Origin of the sequence: Desulfosporosinus hippei DSM 8344, assembly GCF_900100785.1 — a bacterium.
Taxonomy (GTDB): domain Bacteria; phylum Bacillota; class Desulfitobacteriia; order Desulfitobacteriales; family Desulfitobacteriaceae; genus Desulfosporosinus; species Desulfosporosinus hippei.
This window is the reverse complement of the sequence record NZ_FNCP01000031.1, coordinates 1-17,110: the sequence shown is the minus strand read 5'-3', so window position 1 is coordinate 17,110 and position 17,110 is coordinate 1. Positions and strand designations below refer to the sequence as shown.

Annotated in this window: 12 protein-coding genes; 7 read left to right on the top strand and 5 right to left on the bottom strand. The window is 37.5% G+C overall.

The window, feature by feature from the left end; genetic code table 11:
* Positions 1 to 13 precede the first annotated feature (13 nt).
* Together BLS16_RS19825 and BLS16_RS19820 are read left to right on the top strand one after the other, a co-directional pair.
* Complete coding sequence (locus BLS16_RS19825; protein ID WP_092335386.1) at positions 14 to 745, top strand: YkgJ family cysteine cluster protein; 732 nt, start codon at positions 14 to 16, stop codon at positions 743 to 745.
* A 442-nt stretch (positions 746 to 1,187) separates the two neighbouring features.
* The gene (locus BLS16_RS19820; protein ID WP_092335385.1) at positions 1,188 to 3,968 is read left to right on the top strand and encodes a PAS domain-containing protein; all 2,781 of its coding nucleotides are present in this window, start codon (positions 1,188 to 1,190) and stop codon (positions 3,966 to 3,968) included.
* Between the two features lie 151 nt (positions 3,969 to 4,119).
* Here BLS16_RS19820 and BLS16_RS19815 read toward each other — a convergent pair whose 3' ends face one another.
* Positions 4,120 to 4,575 carry a hypothetical protein gene (locus BLS16_RS19815; RefSeq protein WP_092335384.1) on the bottom strand — a complete coding sequence of 152 codons (456 nt, stop codon included), beginning with the start codon at positions 4,573 to 4,575 and terminating at the stop codon, positions 4,120 to 4,122.
* A gap of 498 nt (positions 4,576 to 5,073) precedes the next feature.
* On the opposite strand from BLS16_RS19815, the gene BLS16_RS19810 reads away from it, so the two are divergent.
* Positions 5,074 to 6,459, top strand: a complete 1,386-nt coding sequence (locus BLS16_RS19810) for an ATP-binding protein (protein WP_092335383.1) — start codon at positions 5,074 to 5,076, stop codon at positions 6,457 to 6,459.
* 191 nt (positions 6,460 to 6,650) lie between these two features.
* On the top strand, positions 6,651 to 9,617 hold the full coding sequence (locus tag BLS16_RS19805) for an FAD-binding and (Fe-S)-binding domain-containing protein (protein ID WP_092335382.1): 2,967 nt from the start codon (positions 6,651 to 6,653) through the stop codon (positions 9,615 to 9,617).
* Positions 9,618 to 9,770: 153 nt separating this feature from the next.
* Here the strand turns inward: BLS16_RS19805 and BLS16_RS19800 are convergent, their stop codons facing one another.
* From BLS16_RS19800 to BLS16_RS19790, 3 genes are all read right to left on the bottom strand, one after another.
* Positions 9,771 to 10,043 (bottom strand): hypothetical protein, encoded by a 273-nt coding sequence (locus BLS16_RS19800; protein ID WP_092335381.1) that lies wholly within the window; start codon positions 10,041 to 10,043, stop codon positions 9,771 to 9,773.
* A gap of 184 nt (positions 10,044 to 10,227) precedes the next feature.
* Complete coding sequence (locus BLS16_RS19795; protein ID WP_092335380.1) at positions 10,228 to 10,581, bottom strand: CGGC domain-containing protein; 354 nt, start codon at positions 10,579 to 10,581, stop codon at positions 10,228 to 10,230.
* A gap of 205 nt (positions 10,582 to 10,786) precedes the next feature.
* Positions 10,787 to 12,040: a hypothetical protein gene (locus tag BLS16_RS19790; RefSeq protein WP_092335379.1), complete on the bottom strand. Its 1,254-nt coding sequence runs from the start codon at positions 12,038 to 12,040 to the stop codon at positions 10,787 to 10,789.
* Between the two features lie 255 nt (positions 12,041 to 12,295).
* Here BLS16_RS19790 and BLS16_RS19785 point away from each other — a divergent pair, with 255 nt between their 5' ends.
* Positions 12,296 to 13,702 (top strand): MFS transporter, encoded by a 1,407-nt coding sequence (locus tag BLS16_RS19785; RefSeq protein ID WP_092335378.1) that lies wholly within the window; start codon positions 12,296 to 12,298, stop codon positions 13,700 to 13,702.
* An 87-nt stretch (positions 13,703 to 13,789) separates the two neighbouring features.
* Here the strand turns inward: BLS16_RS19785 and BLS16_RS19780 are convergent, their stop codons facing one another.
* Positions 13,790 to 14,686 carry a metallophosphoesterase gene (locus BLS16_RS19780; protein WP_092335377.1) on the bottom strand — a complete coding sequence of 299 codons (897 nt, stop codon included), beginning with the start codon at positions 14,684 to 14,686 and terminating at the stop codon, positions 13,790 to 13,792.
* A gap of 607 nt (positions 14,687 to 15,293) precedes the next feature.
* Here BLS16_RS19780 and BLS16_RS19775 point away from each other — a divergent pair.
* Together BLS16_RS19775 and BLS16_RS19770 are read left to right on the top strand one after the other, a co-directional pair.
* On the top strand, positions 15,294 to 15,512 hold the full coding sequence (locus BLS16_RS19775) for a hypothetical protein (RefSeq protein ID WP_092335376.1): 219 nt from the start codon (positions 15,294 to 15,296) through the stop codon (positions 15,510 to 15,512).
* Between the two features lie 234 nt (positions 15,513 to 15,746).
* Positions 15,747 to 16,658, top strand: a complete 912-nt coding sequence (locus BLS16_RS19770; protein ID WP_242876383.1) for an alpha/beta fold hydrolase — start codon at positions 15,747 to 15,749, stop codon at positions 16,656 to 16,658.
* Positions 16,659 to 17,110 lie beyond the last annotated feature (452 nt).

Sequence of the window (17,110 nt, the reverse complement as noted above, 5' to 3'; positions counted from 1 at the left end):
GGGGGGCAATTTTATGAATCACCGACATTTAGTTCTAAATGAAGACAGTAAGTTTGCATTCCATTGTCACGATGGACTGGAGTGCTTTAAGACATGTTGCCGGGACATCAATATTTATCTCTCTCCATATGATGTTCTCCGGATGAAAAATTTCCTCAACCTTTCTTCAGAAGATTTTCTGAAGGAGTACACACTTAAGGTACAAGTGCCTAATACTGGCTTGACCATTGTACAAATAGACATGTCCAAGGACAATAAACTAAGATGTCCTTTCATAACACCTAAAGGATGTCAAGTCTATCAAGAGAGACCTTGGTCCTGCCGTATGGCACCTGTGGACATGCTGGGGGGTGGAAAGTATTCTTTTATTTTTGAAAGTTCGCATTGCCACGGCCTAAATGAGACAAAGACACAAACCGTAAAGGATTGGCTCCAAGACCAGGGGTTAGGGATTTACGAAGAAACTGAACAAGGGTTTAATGAAATACCCAACCACTTAAAACTTACCGGTAACCCGGAAACTGACGAAAAGCTTAAACAGCTTTTCTTTATGGCTTGCTATGATCTGGACAGATTTAGAACGTTATTGCTGAATAACCCTTCCCTATTTGAAGAATTGAGTTTGGACCAAGAGGCAATAGATGAGATCAAGCATAACGATGTTCAGCTAATGAAATTTGGTTTTAAACTTTTATGTTTAGGTTCCAAGCCCTTGACAAACCTAACAATTAACGGCATAAATTAAATAAGGCTGGAAAGTCATCCTGCTTAAAGGAATGATAGTATCGTAAAACTACCCCTCCCCATAAAGGAGAAGGGTAGTTTTTTTGTTGGCTAGATTAGAATACAATGCCCAACGCGATGAGCATAAGAATAGCAATTGATACAATAGCAATGCCACAACCAAAGATTAACATTATCATATCCTCCTTTTGCCATATATACCATGATATTCCCAATAACCCCGCCTGACACAAAGAAATAATGGAATATCAGAGTTGCACTAAAGGGCTATAATTATGCTTCCATTTTCAGAGATAGTACTTAGTTTCCTAAAGAACCTTGAGTCTACAGGAAGGATATTTGTAGATCGAAGTAGAATAATGGGAATATCGGAAGAATAAAAAGATTTTTGTGGTGATACATAAAATAAACTTGGGATTTGTAGTAGAAAATAGAATGTATAAATGAATCGTGTCGAAAAGCAATTAGATAAAGTAGGGAATTTGCTGATGAGGTATAAAAATGACAGACAATCTTTATTAAATGAACTCGAGATACGGCCATGCTTAATAACAATCAACGCTAAAGTTGTTAAAGTAGGAAAGGCCTTTTTAGCATTAACTGATTTCTCGAAAGAGGATCTTTTAGATAAAACAATATCCCAGGTACTTTACGAGTTATTAAGGATTAATACTGAAACGTATGACGTGTGTAAGGGTCTAAATCAAATAGAATGCTTTATTTTCACAAAAAGCTATCAGTCCAAAGAGGTAACACTGGAAATACATCAAGGATCAACAACAGAAGAGAAAATTTATATATTTCAGGAAAAGGCTAATTCAAGACTCGACGATAAGGTATTATTCTTAAGTAAGTTCTTTCTGGACAATAAAGTTGGGATTGGGATTTATTCTGCTCTGAACTTTACACTGCTCAAAGCCAATAATAAGTACCAGGACTATATCTTAGAAACCATTAAACCTGTTGCAAATCCTTCTGAATTACCGAGAGTTGATTATAGGAAAAAGCATTGTTTATTAGGGCTGAGAATCATGGACTTTTTACCGGATTTTCAAGGCCGTAAGCTTGAGTTATCGTGGAAAAATGTGGTGGATTCAAATAACAGCTTACATATCACTGAAAGGAAAGGATTGCTTGGATCAGCTGATCAGCGTTATTGGGATAATACCTTAATGCCCATCGAAGAAAATGGCGAAGTTAAGTATATTATTTCCATACTGGAAGATGTAACCGAGAGAGTCCTTAGTAAAATAGAAAACAAGGAATATCAGCAAGCTATAGAAAAGCAAGCCAAGGAATTACAGAAAACTAAGGAACAATTGCTGGAAGCACAAGAGTTTGCTCATTTGGGATATTGGGAGTTCGATCCTATTACCGGAGAATATCCTTGGTCGGATGAGTTGTTTAGAATCTTTGGCTATAAGCCACAGGAGTTTATACCTACTATTGCTGACGGCATTGAGCTGATTTATCCCGACGACAGAGCTATAGTACTAAACGTGTTGAAGGAGCCTCCTCCCGGCAACGAATTTAAATTAGACCTCAGGATAGTTAGAAAAGATAACGAAGTTAGATGGATTCATGAAAAGGTAAAGTATGATAAGGATACCTCGGGAAAACTTGTTCGGTGGTATGGGGTTGTGCAAGATATTACGGAGCGAAAACTAAATGAAATTAGACTCAAAGAGAGTGAGGAAAGGTTCAAAGAGCTCGCTGAAAATTTAGGACAAGTTATTTGGATTAGCGAAGGCAAGCAATTTGTTTATATAAATCAAGCGTATGAGAGTGTATACGAAAGAAGTTGCCAAAGCTTATATGAGAACCCTCGATCTTTTATCCAAGTCATACACCCTGATGATAGAGATATAGTTCTAAAAGCCTTTGTAGAACAAAACGAAAATTCTAATTATGTATTCGATGAACAACACAGAATTATCCGATCCGATGGATCAATTTGCTGGATTTGGGCCAGGACATTTCCAATATTTGATGAAAATAATGGAATTAAACGGAGAGTTGGCATTGCTGAGGATATAACAAAGATCAAAACTTATGAGGAATCATTACGACAGGCTAAGGAAGACGCTGAGAAAGCCAACAAAGCAAAAAGCCAGTTCCTGGCAAACATGAGTCATGAAATAAGAACACCGATGAGTGGTGTTCTTGGAATGGCCCAACTGTTAATTATGGATCTAGAAGGTAAACAAAAGGAAATGGCCAAAATAATTAAAACCTGCGGCGATAACCTGTTGAACATTATCAATGATATCCTTGATCTTTCACGAATAGAAGCTGGAAAAATTAACCTGTGTCTTGAAGATTTTAACTTTAGGCAGTTAATCCGTGAAGTAAATGATATAATTCAACCTTTAGCTTTACGTAAAGGACTTAATTATTCATTTTTCCTAGATAATGAAATAAATAGTCGGCTATTAGGTGATACAGGTAGGCTGAAGCAAATTCTCTTTAATCTTTTGGGAAATGCCATTAAGTTTACTGAACATGGAAGTATTGAGCTATCTATTCTAAAAGAAAAAGTATGTAAGGACAGAGTGCAGCTGCTCTTTTCCATTAAAGATACGGGTATGGGAGTAGAAGAGGATAAAATTGGTCAGTTATTTACCTATTTTACACAAGGTGATGATTCAGTTACTAAGAAATATGGAGGTACAGGGTTAGGTCTGGCGATTTCTAAACAGCTCATTAATATGATGAATGGAGAAATTAGTGTGGAAAGCCAGGCTGGAGTTGGGAGTAATTTTTCATTTAGTGTAATCTTGACACAAACCCAAAATGTTGAAAGGTTTGACAATTATAGCCCTAATGATAATCCCCTAAGTCCAATTTATTCCTCAGCCTTATTAGTTGAAGATGATTATGTAAGCGGAGTTCTAATAAAAAAGCTCTGTGAACGAAAGAATATCAGTTTGATGATTGCCAAAAGTGGAACTGAAGCAATTGAGACTTTGAAAAGCCAATGTTTTGATTTAATATTAATGGATATTCAAATGCCTGATATAAGTGGTTTTGAGACTACAAAAATAATCAGAGCTATGGAAAAAACATTAAATAAGCATACGCCGATAATAGCTACGACTGCTTTCGCTCTGGTTGGTGATAGAGAAAAATGTCTTAGTGCTGGAATGGATGATTATTTAGTAAAACCAATTGATGCGGAAGCATTTTATAAAATTGTGGAGAAATGGATCAGCATCAAAAACTAGAGTGCCTAATGTCTTATGAAAAGTGATGTACCTGAATTAGGTACATCATTTTTTGATTCGCGAAAGTTGCTCATTTGAGAATAACCAAATTGTTTTGGTATGGTTTAATGCTCCAAATATTATTCATATTCTTGTGATAAATCTTTGGCGCTTAGAGCAAGTGCATTCTTTTATCAATGAACTTTAGGGTAAAAGAAACCATTAGCCCATAGATTAGCGCAGTAGAAAGTGTTGAGTATGCTACGTTAAGGGGCATATTTATAAAAAGAGGAAGCTTTAGTAATGTACCAAATGTGTTAAGTAATAACCAAATAGCTAAACTGTATCCTAAACCTTTTAGATATAAATAATTACTTGAAGTAAACAATAATAAATAGGCGAAGACTACACCAAGCATCATACACACAGCTCCATGGCTAATTATCGATAGGACTAGACCCAAAAAACCTTGCTTGGAATATATCTGATTTGTAAGTACAATTGTAGCGTAATCGTTGAAAGCCCTATCAGTCCAGCCTAATGCTTTATAAGTAATCCCGACTAAATCACAGGTAACACTGGCTACAAATCCTGCAATCCCTCCAGCAACAAACCTATCTTTCTTCATTTGCTTAATTCTCCCTTTTTACGATTCGCAATTAAAGTATGCCGTAAAATTTAAATTTTTATTTAATAAAGGGAGAATAAGAATTTTTGAAACTCCACTAGGGTTCGTTTTTGGTACCAAGATGAGTTCTAAAGAGTATATATAGTTATATAGAAAACTTAAAACTACTACATTAAGCTAAAATCTACATACCTAGTGGTTATGGATTGATTAAGGGTTTATATATTTAGTTCTCTAAGTTTACAAATTGTGACAAAGATTTCGCTTTATCTATACCCTTTCTTGGATTACAATAATATGGTCTGATTTAATATGAAAATTCAAAATAGTCAGGTATATTGGGAGGAGAGAATATGACTGCACAAGAAAAGCATGTAATTGAAACTATTCTAGCCGATATAGGACTTGAGCCTTTGTTCATTGGCGACAATGATTGTGATAAACCTGAAAGAGTCGTTAAAACAACCTGAATTTTGTTGGTAGATAGGAGCTCATTGCATGGGTCTGTTTCAACTACAACCTCTTGATAAGAATGCGGAAACTGCTATTGATGGAATCATAAGTTGCGATAACTATAATCGAACCAGACAATTTGCTATTATCTTATTCTTAGCTAATCTCATTTTTCTTATGATTGATTTTAATAACAGAGCAAAAGGCCTCTGGGCAATTAGTGATGGCTATTATTATGTGTTTTACAGCCATATTGTTTTAGGTTTCGTGACGCTCATGTCTATTTTAGTTACTTACAAGGTCACTGCTCACTCTACAAGCGAGATAACTTTATTTCATAAATTGTATGTCATACTTTTTGCTTTTTTTGCATTGAATTATTCAGCAGTTATATCTGGTTGGGTATCATTGGAGATCAATAGACCCAATAATGTATACCTCATTGCATGCTATTCAGTTGCCATATTGTATAATTTAAAGTCAAAGATTGCTGCATTTTTGTATGGACTGTCCTGTATTAATTTCATGATATGCTTAACCATTAGTCAAGAGGATCCTTATTTAAGCTTTGGTCATTATCTAGATGTTTTTTTATTAGTTGTGATTGCTTATTTTTTATCGACTGTGCTTCTTAAATATAAGCTACGGAATTTGCTGCAAAACCATTATCTTGAGGATTTGGTCCTAGAGCGGACAAGGGAAATGCAAGTTGCTAATGATTTGCTTAAAAAGGAAATCATTGAACGTAAACGTACTGAGTCCGAGATGGCACGACTTGAAAAGTTGAATTTAATTGGTGAAATGGCGGCTAGTATCAGTCATGAAGTAAGAAATCCAATGACTACCGTCAAAGGCTTTCTGCAACTGCTTAAGGATAAACAAGGATCAAGAGACAAGGAATTCTTCAATATCATGATAGAAGAACTAGATCGTGCCAATTCCATTCTCACAGAGTTTCTTTCCATAACTCGTAACAAACCAACTGCGTTGGAATGCCACAATATTAATGACATAGTTATCTCGACATTACCCCTTCTTCAGGCGGACGCACAAAATAATGACAAATTACTGAATGCCGAGCTCAATGATGTCTCGGATTTACAACTCGATGTACAGGAAATTCGCCAATTGTTATTAAATCTTGTTCGAAATGGATTCGAGGCAATGTCTAGTGGCGGACAGGTTAGCATTAGAACATATTCTTCAAACGGTGAAGTAGTCCTAGTTGTATCCGATGAAGGTACAGGTATTGAAGAAATTGTGCTTAAAAAACTAGGTACACCATTTTATACAACGAAAGAAAAAGGCACAGGTTTAGGATTAGCTGTATGTTACGGCATAGTTTCTCGACACAATGGAAGGATAAGTGTTGAAACCAGTCCTTCTGGTTCTACCTTTTATGTTTACTTTAAATTAGATGATCGGAATTAGAAATGAGTGAGTAAGCAATAGGGATAGTAATAGAGATAGTAATAGAGCTCAAGTCTTGATTTCAACAGATAGCAGTCCTGCTTCATACAGGCTGCTATCTGTTTTTTTGCCTAAGAAAATGCTGATGAAGAATTGGACGTCTTAAGTTTGCAAAGACTAGAAAATAAACTTGTCTGAAAGGAGTGACTGATTTGACTCATCGACGTAGCGGCACACGACAAATATTATATCCTTTAAATCCTAAAGACCCACGCAATCTTTCCTATAAACAAGAGGATCTGGGCTCGCTTCCTAAAGCTTATCAAGAGTTTTACCGAGAAATAACCCGGTTCATTCCCTACCAGCGGGTCTTTATTGATCCACTTTATACTTTAGGGTTTGGCATTGACGCCAGTTTTTATCGGTTAATTCCTAAAGTTGTGGTTAAGGTTCTTAATAATGATGAAATGTCGGCAATTTTAAAGATTGCGCAGAATCTTAACACACCAGTTACTTTTAGATGTGCAGGGACTAGTTTATCGGGGCAAGCTCTAACCGATTCTGTCTTACTCATGGTTCAAGGAGCGTGGCGGCACTATGATGTTTTGGAAGAAGGAAAGAAAATCACCCTCGAACCGGGGATTCTCGGAGTAGAGGCAAACCGGTACTTAAAATCATATGGCAGGAAGATAGGCCCGGATCCGGCGTCCATCGATCATTGCATGATAGGTGGGATAGCCGCCAATAATGCCAGCGGTATGTGCTGTGGTACTGCAGATAATAGCTATAAAACAGTTGAAGATATGCGCATCATTTTTGACGATGGAACGATTCTTGATACAGCAGATCCTAATTCTCGTAAAGCCTTTCTTCAGAGCAAGCCGGAGCTTATCCTACAAATAGAGAGCATTCGGGATGAGCTTAAGGCTGACCCGGAGCTAACTATGATGATTGAAAAAAAGTATAAGATTAAGAATACTACAGGCTATAGTCTAAATGCCTTTGTTGACTATGAGGATCCTATTGAGATTATTAAGCATGTTATGATTGGTTCGGAAGGAACTTTAGGGTTTATCTCTCAAATAACCTATAAAACAGTTATTGAACATGATCATAAAGCATCTGCCTTAATTATATATCCTGATATGGATCATGCCTGTCGAGCTGTAATGAAGCTGAATCGGGATCTGGTGTCGGCTGCTGAGATGATGGACAGAGCTTCCCTTAAAACCATGGAAGAGGAGCCGGGTATGCCCAATTACTTGAGAACTCTTTCGGAAACGGCAACCGCACTCCTAGTGGAGGTTCGTGCAGAAAATCGGGAGGTTCTTGAAAAACGGATTGGCGAAGTTAAAGAACGTCTTAAGGTAATTACAACAGTTTTGCCGATTGACTTTACAACCATAAAATCTGAGTATGAAACTTATTGGAAGATTCGCAAAGGGATTTTCCCTGCAGTGGGTGGAGTACGAGAACAAGGTACAGCGGTAATTATTGAAGATGTAGCTTTTCCTTTGGAAAGATTAGCCGAGGCCACACTGGATCTAAGAAATATTCTTAACAAATTTGGCTATGTGGATGCTATTATTTACGGTCATGCTTTAGATGGGAATTGGCATTTTATTTTCACACCAAAGTTTGAGACGAAAGAAGAAATTGACCGATATGCAGGACTCATGAACGAGGTCAATGAACTGGTTGTCAAAAAATATGATGGCTCATTGAAGGCCGAACATGGCACCGGTCGGAATATGGCGCCTTTTGTGGAGCTGGAATGGGGGAGTAAGGCATATCAGCTCATGAAACGGATAAAATCCGCCTTTGATCCTCGTGGTTTGTTAAATCCCGGAGTGGTTATCAATGATAATCAGAACGTATATCTGGAAGACCTAAAAATGATGCCAGAGTCTCATGAAACTATTGATCGCTGTACAAACTGTGGTTTTTGTCAAGATATCTGCCCCTCAAAGAATATTACGACAACCCCGCGAATGAGGATTATCCTGCAACGTGAAATATCCTTTCTGAAACGGACAGGAAAAGAACCCCAGCGTTTAATGCGTTTACTTAAGGATTATGACTACGCCGGCAATGCAACCTGTGCTACAGACGGACTCTGTGCCAAAGCATGTCCCCTTTCCATTAATACCGGAGATAATTCTAAATACCTGCGTTCACAGGCCATTACGCCCACCGCTCGCTATATCGCCCAACGTCTGTCCAAAAATATGAATGGGGTTACTACTTTTATGCGCTTTGGACTTGGTGCCGTAGATGTTGCCCATTCACTACTGGGAACTGGATTGATGGATACACTGGCAACAAAGGCTCACACCCTCACAAAGAATCGAATTCCCAACTGGAACCCTTGGATGCCTGGCCGGGGCTCTAATCCCAAGATGCCAGCCGGCAATTCAACACGGGGTATGAACTCGTCTGGAACGGCTTCGATGAACCCAGACCTCTTAAAGGTAGTCTATTTTCCGAGCTGTATTAGCCGCTCTATGGGTCCTGCTCGTAAGGATAGGGATCAAAGACCTCTTCACGAAGTGATGAGTTCTATATTGGACAAAGCTGGATATGAAGTTATCTACCCACCAAACATGGATAACCTGTGCTGTGGTATGCCCTGGGAAAGTAAAGGTTTCTTCGATATTGCTGATGAGAAAAGTGAGGAGCTTGAGAAAGTACTGCTCCAAGCCAGTGAAAATGGAAAATACCCCATTCTTTGCGACACCAGCCCCTGTCTCTATCGGATGAAACGAGCTTTTAAATCTGGAATTGAGCTGCATGATTCCGTAGAGTTTACCCATGATTTCTTGCTTAATCGCTTGAAATTAAGAAAGCTTCCTGAGACTGTGGCTGTTCATGTAACCTGTAGTTCCGTAAAAATGCATCTCAGTGACAAATTTAAAGCCATAGCAGAGGCCTGTGCAGAAAAAGTAGTGATGCCGGATGATGTGCATTGTTGCGGATTTGCAGGGGATAAGGGATTCTCATACCCTGAACTGAATCGTTCCGCCTTGGCTGGGCTTAAACCCTCACTTCCGAAGGGCTGTACTTCAGGTTATTCTAATAGCAGAACATGTGAGATAGGGCTATCGTTACATAGCGGAATAAGCTATCAATCGTTAATGTATCTTGTGGATCGTTCTTCGACACCACTACCTTTACATTAACGGTTGAATAATCCAGAGATTAAAAGTATTTAGCATGTAAGAGTGAAGAAAGATATGGAGCTCGTAATGCTGTTCATAAGCAGCATATGAGCTCCAATTATAAGTGATCATTACCCTAGGAAATTAGGCTGAAACTCTAAAATTGAGAGTCTATTACCTTGAATAGTTTTCTAAATCATTATTAACTCCGTATTGAAGCTGGATTTCATTGACTCGCGGTATCCACTGAATTAACCGCTCCTGAACTTCCGTATCTTTTACCTTGTCGACCAGCAGTACTTGGTTTTCGCTTAACTGTACAGCAATCTTATATTGATTATTCTCTGTATCAAGGCTTACCATAATGCCCTCATATGGCTCTTTAGCATAGGGGGCATTATTTAGGAAGGCGTCTTTGGTCATTATTTTGCCATATAATTTATTCATTTTTAATCACCTCACTATTAATGTTTCCAGGTGTAATGGTTCTATGTAAGCGAAGCTCCATATAAAAAATATAAATGCGTTGGTTAAGAAGAAAATTTCTCGTACCAACGCATTATGTATAGTTCGTAGTTCTTTAAATATGGCAACTATACTATATTTAATTTTCTCAGGGTGATGTTGTCATCTAATAATTATGAGTGCCTATAACTACTGGTTTTCCGTATTTCCCTTCTAGTTTCACCTTGATACTATCTATATCGATGGGACAGGCAGCTGTGCTTCCTGCTCGAACCACACAGGTACCAATATGAATAGCATCAATATCCTGATATAAATAATCAGCCATTTCCATAACTAAGCCAACCTTAGGCATAACTAGGCCAGGGCAATCACCACAACCACTGAGTCCCGCAATTTGAACTGTGTCATACTTAGCAAATTCACCATCTTTTAGAGCAGCTGCCTTAAAACATTTTAAGCAAGCAATACAACTCACATCACGGATTTTAGAACAGGAAACAATTAAAATATTAGCCATAGGGTTCATCCTCCTTGTAAGTATTTATATGGAAATGTTCTACAAAGAAGATAAATAATCCTATGTAATTTGGATGGTTTAGAAAATTTAGAAAAGAAATTTCATAACACTGGAATGGAGGTTAAATAAATAGCCTATTAATGTGAACAAGCTTTTTAAGTTAGGCAGGCTTGGAGGAGTTCGCTATATTTCTTGGAGATGATTTTTAATTAAGAATAAGTTTCCTAACCCCAAGAGCATGGTTCTGCCACAGCAAGTCTTTAACGACTTCCAATTGGTGTTCCTCACATTTAATTATTAATACAACCTCTGGTGACCGCTGTTTTTTCTGTCTGCCAGCGACGTCCTTTGTAATTATGAGCCTTATAATTAAGCCGACCGTAAATCCAACGATGATACCGATTATTCCCCAGAGAATTGGTCCCCAGGTTAATAAGAAACCATAGATACTTCCAAAGAGACATAATAAGGTTGCTAGAATTATGGGTAAATCAAATAGGCTTAAACCATCTGAGGAATGAATAGAATCAAAAAGCTTTCTCTCCTCGTCGCGTTTATCCATTGATACACCAAGAATGTTCTCTTTAGGAACTCCTTTCATTTGTATAGCCGTTATAGCCAATTCCAGATAAGTTGAATGATCAAATGTTGAGACAATATACATGTTTTTCCCTCTTTCATCGCCTTTGCAAAAAGGCATGAGGAATTCTTTAGATTGATAATTGTTTTTTAAGTATTTAGCCTGTTCCCAATCAAAGAGCTTATTGAGATAAACAGTTTTAGCATAGGCATCATAAATGGAGTAAAAATAAATACTTGGTAAGTTTAAGAACCATTGTGGATCGATAACATCTTTAGCAGAGTTAAACTGTCCCATTAAAGTGTAATGTATGGCCGGCAATAGCTCGGACTGAATTACAATAAATATTGACCAAATTGTTATAAAGAAAGCGGATGGGAGCCGATTTAAGGCTTGCCCTAGTCCCGGCATGAATACTGACCACATAGCTGAATGCCAGGGTATCTTTTTGTCGAGGAAATTAATATCAAATAGGCCAATGTTAAATGACTTCACTTGAGCATCTTCTCTAGCCCCTAGAATATATTGTTGATTCAAGGCGACTGTACTTCGATAACTATCCCATACTGTGAAAAGGTAAGTCGGAATATATAAGAGTACCCATTGAATATTCAGAATGTCTTTTGCCATTTGGAATTGTCCAGTAAAGGAATACAGCAAGGCTAGGTTAATATGGGCACAGTAATTAATTGTAATTTCCCAACAAAACAAAAAATATCCCCTAAGGTATTTGCATATCATTATATGACCTAAGCCGGGGAAGGCAAGGGACCACCAAGCTATTACATAGGGATTCTTTAATTGAAGTTGAGTAATACCATAAGGGCTAACATAGGCTATATACCGACGAACTTTAGAATATAATTCTGGTCGGTCCATGGGCAACCTCCAAATACATTTGCCTTAGTATACCCTTTTCTTGAGAGAAAATTATGACAATATTAGTGTTGATTGACAGGGGTTGCGCATATAATGTCGGTGGTTTTTGAAAATTGGTTACTATTATAATAACCAGATCAAAACTGAACTGGTTGTCGATTTATCATCGAATAATTCTATTGATATCTGAAGGACATTGAAGAAGGATGTGGAAGATATTAAATGATTTAATGCATATTTAAGGAGGGGAATGACATGGATCAGAATCCATCACTTGTAAAGATAACTATGATTATCGTTATGATTACATCTTTTATAGCACCATTTACTGGAAATGCCGTAAATCTTGGAATTCCTCAGATTGGCTTGGAATATGGCGTCGACCAATCCGGTCTAAATTGGGTTGTCACCAGTTATCTCCTAGCAAGTGCCGCTTTTTTACTGCCATTCGGACGTCTGGGAGATATTATTGGCAGAAAGAAAGTATTTCTCATGGGAATGTTCTTTTTTGCAGTAACTTCATTAGGGTGTGGGCTAGCATTTTCTTTCCCTGTTTTAATTATCTTCAGAGTTTTACAAGGAATCGCCAGTGCCATGATTTTTGGGACTTCCATGGCTATTCTAACCTCAGTTGTACCACCAAAAGAACGCGGAAGGGCAATGGGCTTAAGTGCAGCTACCACCTATATTGGTCTTTCACTTGGCCCCGTTTTAGGTGGAGTAATATGCAGTACTATAAGTTGGCGGGGGATATTTTATTTCAATTTTTTAATAGCGTTACTAGTGTTTGGCTTAACTCTTGCCAAGCTCTCAGGGGAGTGGGTCGGAGCTGACAACGAACAATTTGATACAAAAGGCAGTGTTTTTTGGACATTTGGGATACTGTTGTTTCTCTATGGATTATCGGATATCAGTGAAGGATCCCAATACACCGCTGCCTTTATTACAGGTATCGTCTTATTGACTGCCTTTGTACTTTACGAAAATAAAACTTCATTCCCATTACTGCCTGTTCGGATGTTTTCTGAAAATCGAGCCTTTTCCTTTTCCAATTTAGCAGCCCTAATAAACTATAGCGCTACATTTGCCTTAATCTATTTGATGTCAATCTATCTTCAAAATGTTCAAAAGATAGATACATCACAATCGGGTTTGATTCTCCTTTCACAGCCCATTATTATGGCCGTTCTTTCACCTTTAGCAGGCCGTTTATCTGATAAAATTAATTCTAAGATTCTTGCTTCTTTAGGAATTGGTATAACAACAATAGGACTATTCTTATTTATCTTTTTAACAGAAGTAACTTCCATTACGTTTATCATAATTAACCTTGCTTTCATCGGGCTTGGCTTTGCTCTGTTTTCTTCGCCCAATACAAACGCAGTTATGAGTTCTGTTGAACGGCCGCTTTATGGTGTAGCTTCTTCTACCCTAGCTACGATGAGACTTATTGGTCAAACTCTGAGTATGACTATTGTGGCCCTTATTACTTCGTTTGATATGAAAAGCTTAACCCTTGATTCACCATATTATGTTGAGAGTTTCCTCAGAAGCTCTAGAACCAGCTTTATTGTTTTTACCATTCTTTGTTTTATTGGTGTTTTTGCATCTTTAGCAAGAGGGCACAAGGCCAGTATAACCAGGCATAACGTCAAGCCATGAAGGCCATCGTAAAAACCAAACCTTACAAATGGTGATGGAAGCCTTGAATATCAAGATTATGCCGAATATCGGCATAATCAATTTTTTTTATTCTACATTATGATAATCACTTAGTTTTCTTGGACCGGCAAGAATTTCTCTGCCTATGAACAAGGTGCCGTCGTCTTTGGTTTTGACATTCCATTTAACCAAGGTAATATTTCCGCTATCAATTTCAATTGCTGTTATACTTCGAGGGTGGACACTGCTTCCGTCATTAAAATAAGGAGGTTCACCTACTTCAGGAAACATAGGCCTATGGGTGTGACCGGCTATAAGCATGTGTTTTTCTCTGATTACCCACTCCGAAAGTTTTAGTTCAACTGCATCTTTCTTGGCATAGTTCTTGGCTGTACTTGTAGGGTCGTTTACCCCAAACAATTCAAGTGGCCTCCAAAAATATCTTACGAGAAATCTCGAAAATCTCCACAGTTCATAATCCAGGAAACTCACCTGGTGACCGTGAATAAGGAGAATTTTTTGATTTGTAACAGTGTGCTTTAAAACTAGCCCTTCATGGACGTGGATTTTTTCAAATAGGGGAACATATTTTTTTTCCTTTTCATTATAAGATTCACATAAATTTTTTTGAACAAATTTATTTTTGCTTTTGATCATATCGTGATTTCCGAAGATTAAATGTAACCGTCCTTCATTATAAAATTTAGAAAGAAGCCAGAAAGCATTGCTATGAACATACATAATGTCTGAGAGCCTTTTGTTTTTCCAAAGCTCGTCGCCATCCCCGATCTCAATGTAAGTATAGTTTTCATTGTAGTAATAAGTTAAGGCTGCAAAATATAAGTTTTGGTTTTTTAAAAAGTCATCAGCCCAGCTTCCGTCACCCCTATGGACGTCGCTCATTAGGATGAATCTGGAGGAATCGTCGAAAGGAATTACTTCTGCCGATTCGAAGACGTTGGATATGCGTTTTAATTTATTCATCCTTACCCCCTGCAAAAAGAAAACATTGAAACAAGGTCTTTAAGATGCTAGTTAAGATTAATTGCACAAGCTATCCCTTGAAACTGTCGCTAAGTCATTATATTGAATTAAGATAAAAAAAGTGCTTTGTTGAGGGCTCTAAAAACACCCCCCCAAGTTTTGAAACTCAAATCAAAGCTTGGGGGGGTGTTTATGCTCCGTGTTTATACATTTAGTCTCTGAACTTCAGATGATCTTTTTAAATCACTCAAAGTAATTCTATTAGAAGCATTTAAATTGTACCTGGGTACTAACCGGATAAAAAATTTTCGTTTTGAGCACAGTGGTATTGAAATTCGTAGGTATTTCGATATAATGAGAACATAAGTTCGTATGATATCAAATACATGTACTGCGAGGTGAGCTTAATGACTGACTTGTGTCTGAAATGCAATCGACAGCCTTATTGTATCGAACCCTGCGAACAGTGGTTAATCTGGCACAACAAATGCCCGGTATGTCAGAATAGACTTATTCATATTGGAGGTTGTACCGAGTGTATTACCGGGGATTGGTCAATGTGTGGGTAAGAATGTCTGTTTGGTTATATTTGATGGAGGTGTGAAAAATGCCAAGCATAACTACAATTTGCTATTTTTTGTCTCTGCTGTTTTACGGAATGGGGTATTCGAAGAACTTGCTCATAAAGAACTATACAACCTATATAAGTGCATCCGATTACACTTTTCTTGTATCATTAACAACGGGTTACTTTGTCTTAGCAATTTTCTTTGCGGTATCAGGCTCTTTTTATCTTTTTGTTAATCTTCGTCGTGACTTATTGTAATTATTTTTAACTAGCTATAGCCAAGTTAAAGGGGATCAACTATTATATCTTTGATAGTTCTTTTAGCTTTAAAACGGAGGTGTCTTTCATATAGAAAGGAAGTTTGGCAAAATCCTATTAGCTATCTTAGTAATAGGTTTACTATTTCCCACCTGGACGCCTTCAATAAGAGGTCACGAGAATAGTATTAGTATTTTAAAACAGATTGAGATTAATGGAAGCAAACATGAGGTCATGATACGAGGATATGATAGAAGAAATCCTATTGTAATATTTGTGCACGGTGGTCCGGGCTGTCCCGAAATTCCATATGTGAAAAAGTATCAAGAATCACTGGAAAAGAATTTTACAATCGTTCAATATGACCAACGAGGAGCAGGGAAATCCTATCATTTTTTTGAGGACTATACCAATCTGTCCATTAATTTATTAGTGGATGACTTAATTGCCCTTACCGATTATATTAACAAGGAATATGGGCCGGAAAAGGTAATTCTAGTGGGACATTCATTTGGAACAGTAGTAGGTATTAAAGCTGCAGATCGAGCTCCGGAAAAATATCTTTGCTACATAGGAATTGGTCAAGTCGGAGATTTCTGGACAGGAGAACTGGAGGCTTTAGAATATTGTCTAAGGCAGGCTATTGACCAGAGAGACTTTTTAGATGCTAAAAGAATAGAGGTATGTCGGGAAAACATAATTAACCACAATGAATCATTTAAAAGGAATTTTGTATGGAAATATGGGGGAGCAGTACGTCTTATTAATGAAAAGAAGGACATCTTAGCAGGACTCCTATTAAATCCAGAATATAATTTGCTGGATGCAGTTCGATATGTTGTTGGTTTAGGCGTTTCTGATAATTTACTATGGAAAGAAATTAAAGAAAGTAATATTCCTCTAGAAGTGCCGGAATTAGTAATTCCTTGTTATTTTATTGCTGGGAAATTTGATTATTTAACACCTATAGAGACTGCTCGCAGCTACTATAATTCCATTCTTGCCCCTAAGAAAGGGTTTGTTGTATTTGATCAATCCGCCCATTTTCCACAGTTTGAACAGAATGAGGATTTTGCTAAATTACTTAATGAGATAAATAGGGATTTACAGAAAGACACTTATGCAGATAAGAATAATAATATGTAATTTTTAACTAGCAATTAATGAATAAATGAAAAAGGTATAATTTGGATAAAAATTATAGTTTACAGCATGCAAAAAAAATGGTATCTTAATTGAGCGGCAAATAAGGCCTTTTATGGAATGCTAAATGCTAAATTAATCATAAGTTAGATCTTGACAACAATGATTTATGATGCTATTATGTAATTCCGGCCAGATGGGGCCGAGGAAAAAATGGTCTTTGGTCACCTCGCGCCATCCTGCAAGATGGTTAATACGTGCGAAGACAATGTCTTCGGGCTCCGGTGACACCCAGACCGTCCATGGTCTTTGAAAACTAAACAACAAGGACAGCCAATGAGAGAAACTCGCAAGAGTTTTAAAATAAATCATGAGTCAATCATCTTCTTCTAATGAGAAGTTTGAAATAACTTTTTTTGGAGAGTTTGATCCTGGCTCAGGACGAACGCTGGCGG

Coding starts and splice junctions, on each gene's coding strand:
- BLS16_RS19785 (WP_092335378.1), top strand. CDS start 12,296: ATGGATCAGAATCCATCACTTGTAAAGATAACTATGATTATCGTTATG.
- BLS16_RS19820 (WP_092335385.1), top strand. CDS start 1,188: ATGAATCGTGTCGAAAAGCAATTAGATAAAGTAGGGAATTTGCTGATG.
- BLS16_RS19800 (WP_092335381.1), bottom strand. CDS start 10,043: ATGAATAAATTATATGGCAAAATAATGACCAAAGACGCCTTCCTAAAT.
- BLS16_RS19795 (WP_092335380.1), bottom strand. CDS start 10,581: ATGGCTAATATTTTAATTGTTTCCTGTTCTAAAATCCGTGATGTGAGT.
- BLS16_RS19780 (WP_092335377.1), bottom strand. CDS start 14,686: ATGAATAAATTAAAACGCATATCCAACGTCTTCGAATCGGCAGAAGTA.
- BLS16_RS19810 (WP_092335383.1), top strand. CDS start 5,074: ATGGGTCTGTTTCAACTACAACCTCTTGATAAGAATGCGGAAACTGCT.
- BLS16_RS19775 (WP_092335376.1), top strand. CDS start 15,294: ATGCCAAGCATAACTACAATTTGCTATTTTTTGTCTCTGCTGTTTTAC.
- BLS16_RS19825 (WP_092335386.1), top strand. CDS start 14: ATGAATCACCGACATTTAGTTCTAAATGAAGACAGTAAGTTTGCATTC.
- BLS16_RS19815 (WP_092335384.1), bottom strand. CDS start 4,575: ATGAAGAAAGATAGGTTTGTTGCTGGAGGGATTGCAGGATTTGTAGCC.
- BLS16_RS19790 (WP_092335379.1), bottom strand. CDS start 12,040: ATGGACCGACCAGAATTATATTCTAAAGTTCGTCGGTATATAGCCTAT.
- BLS16_RS19770 (WP_242876383.1), top strand. CDS start 15,747: ATGATACGAGGATATGATAGAAGAAATCCTATTGTAATATTTGTGCAC.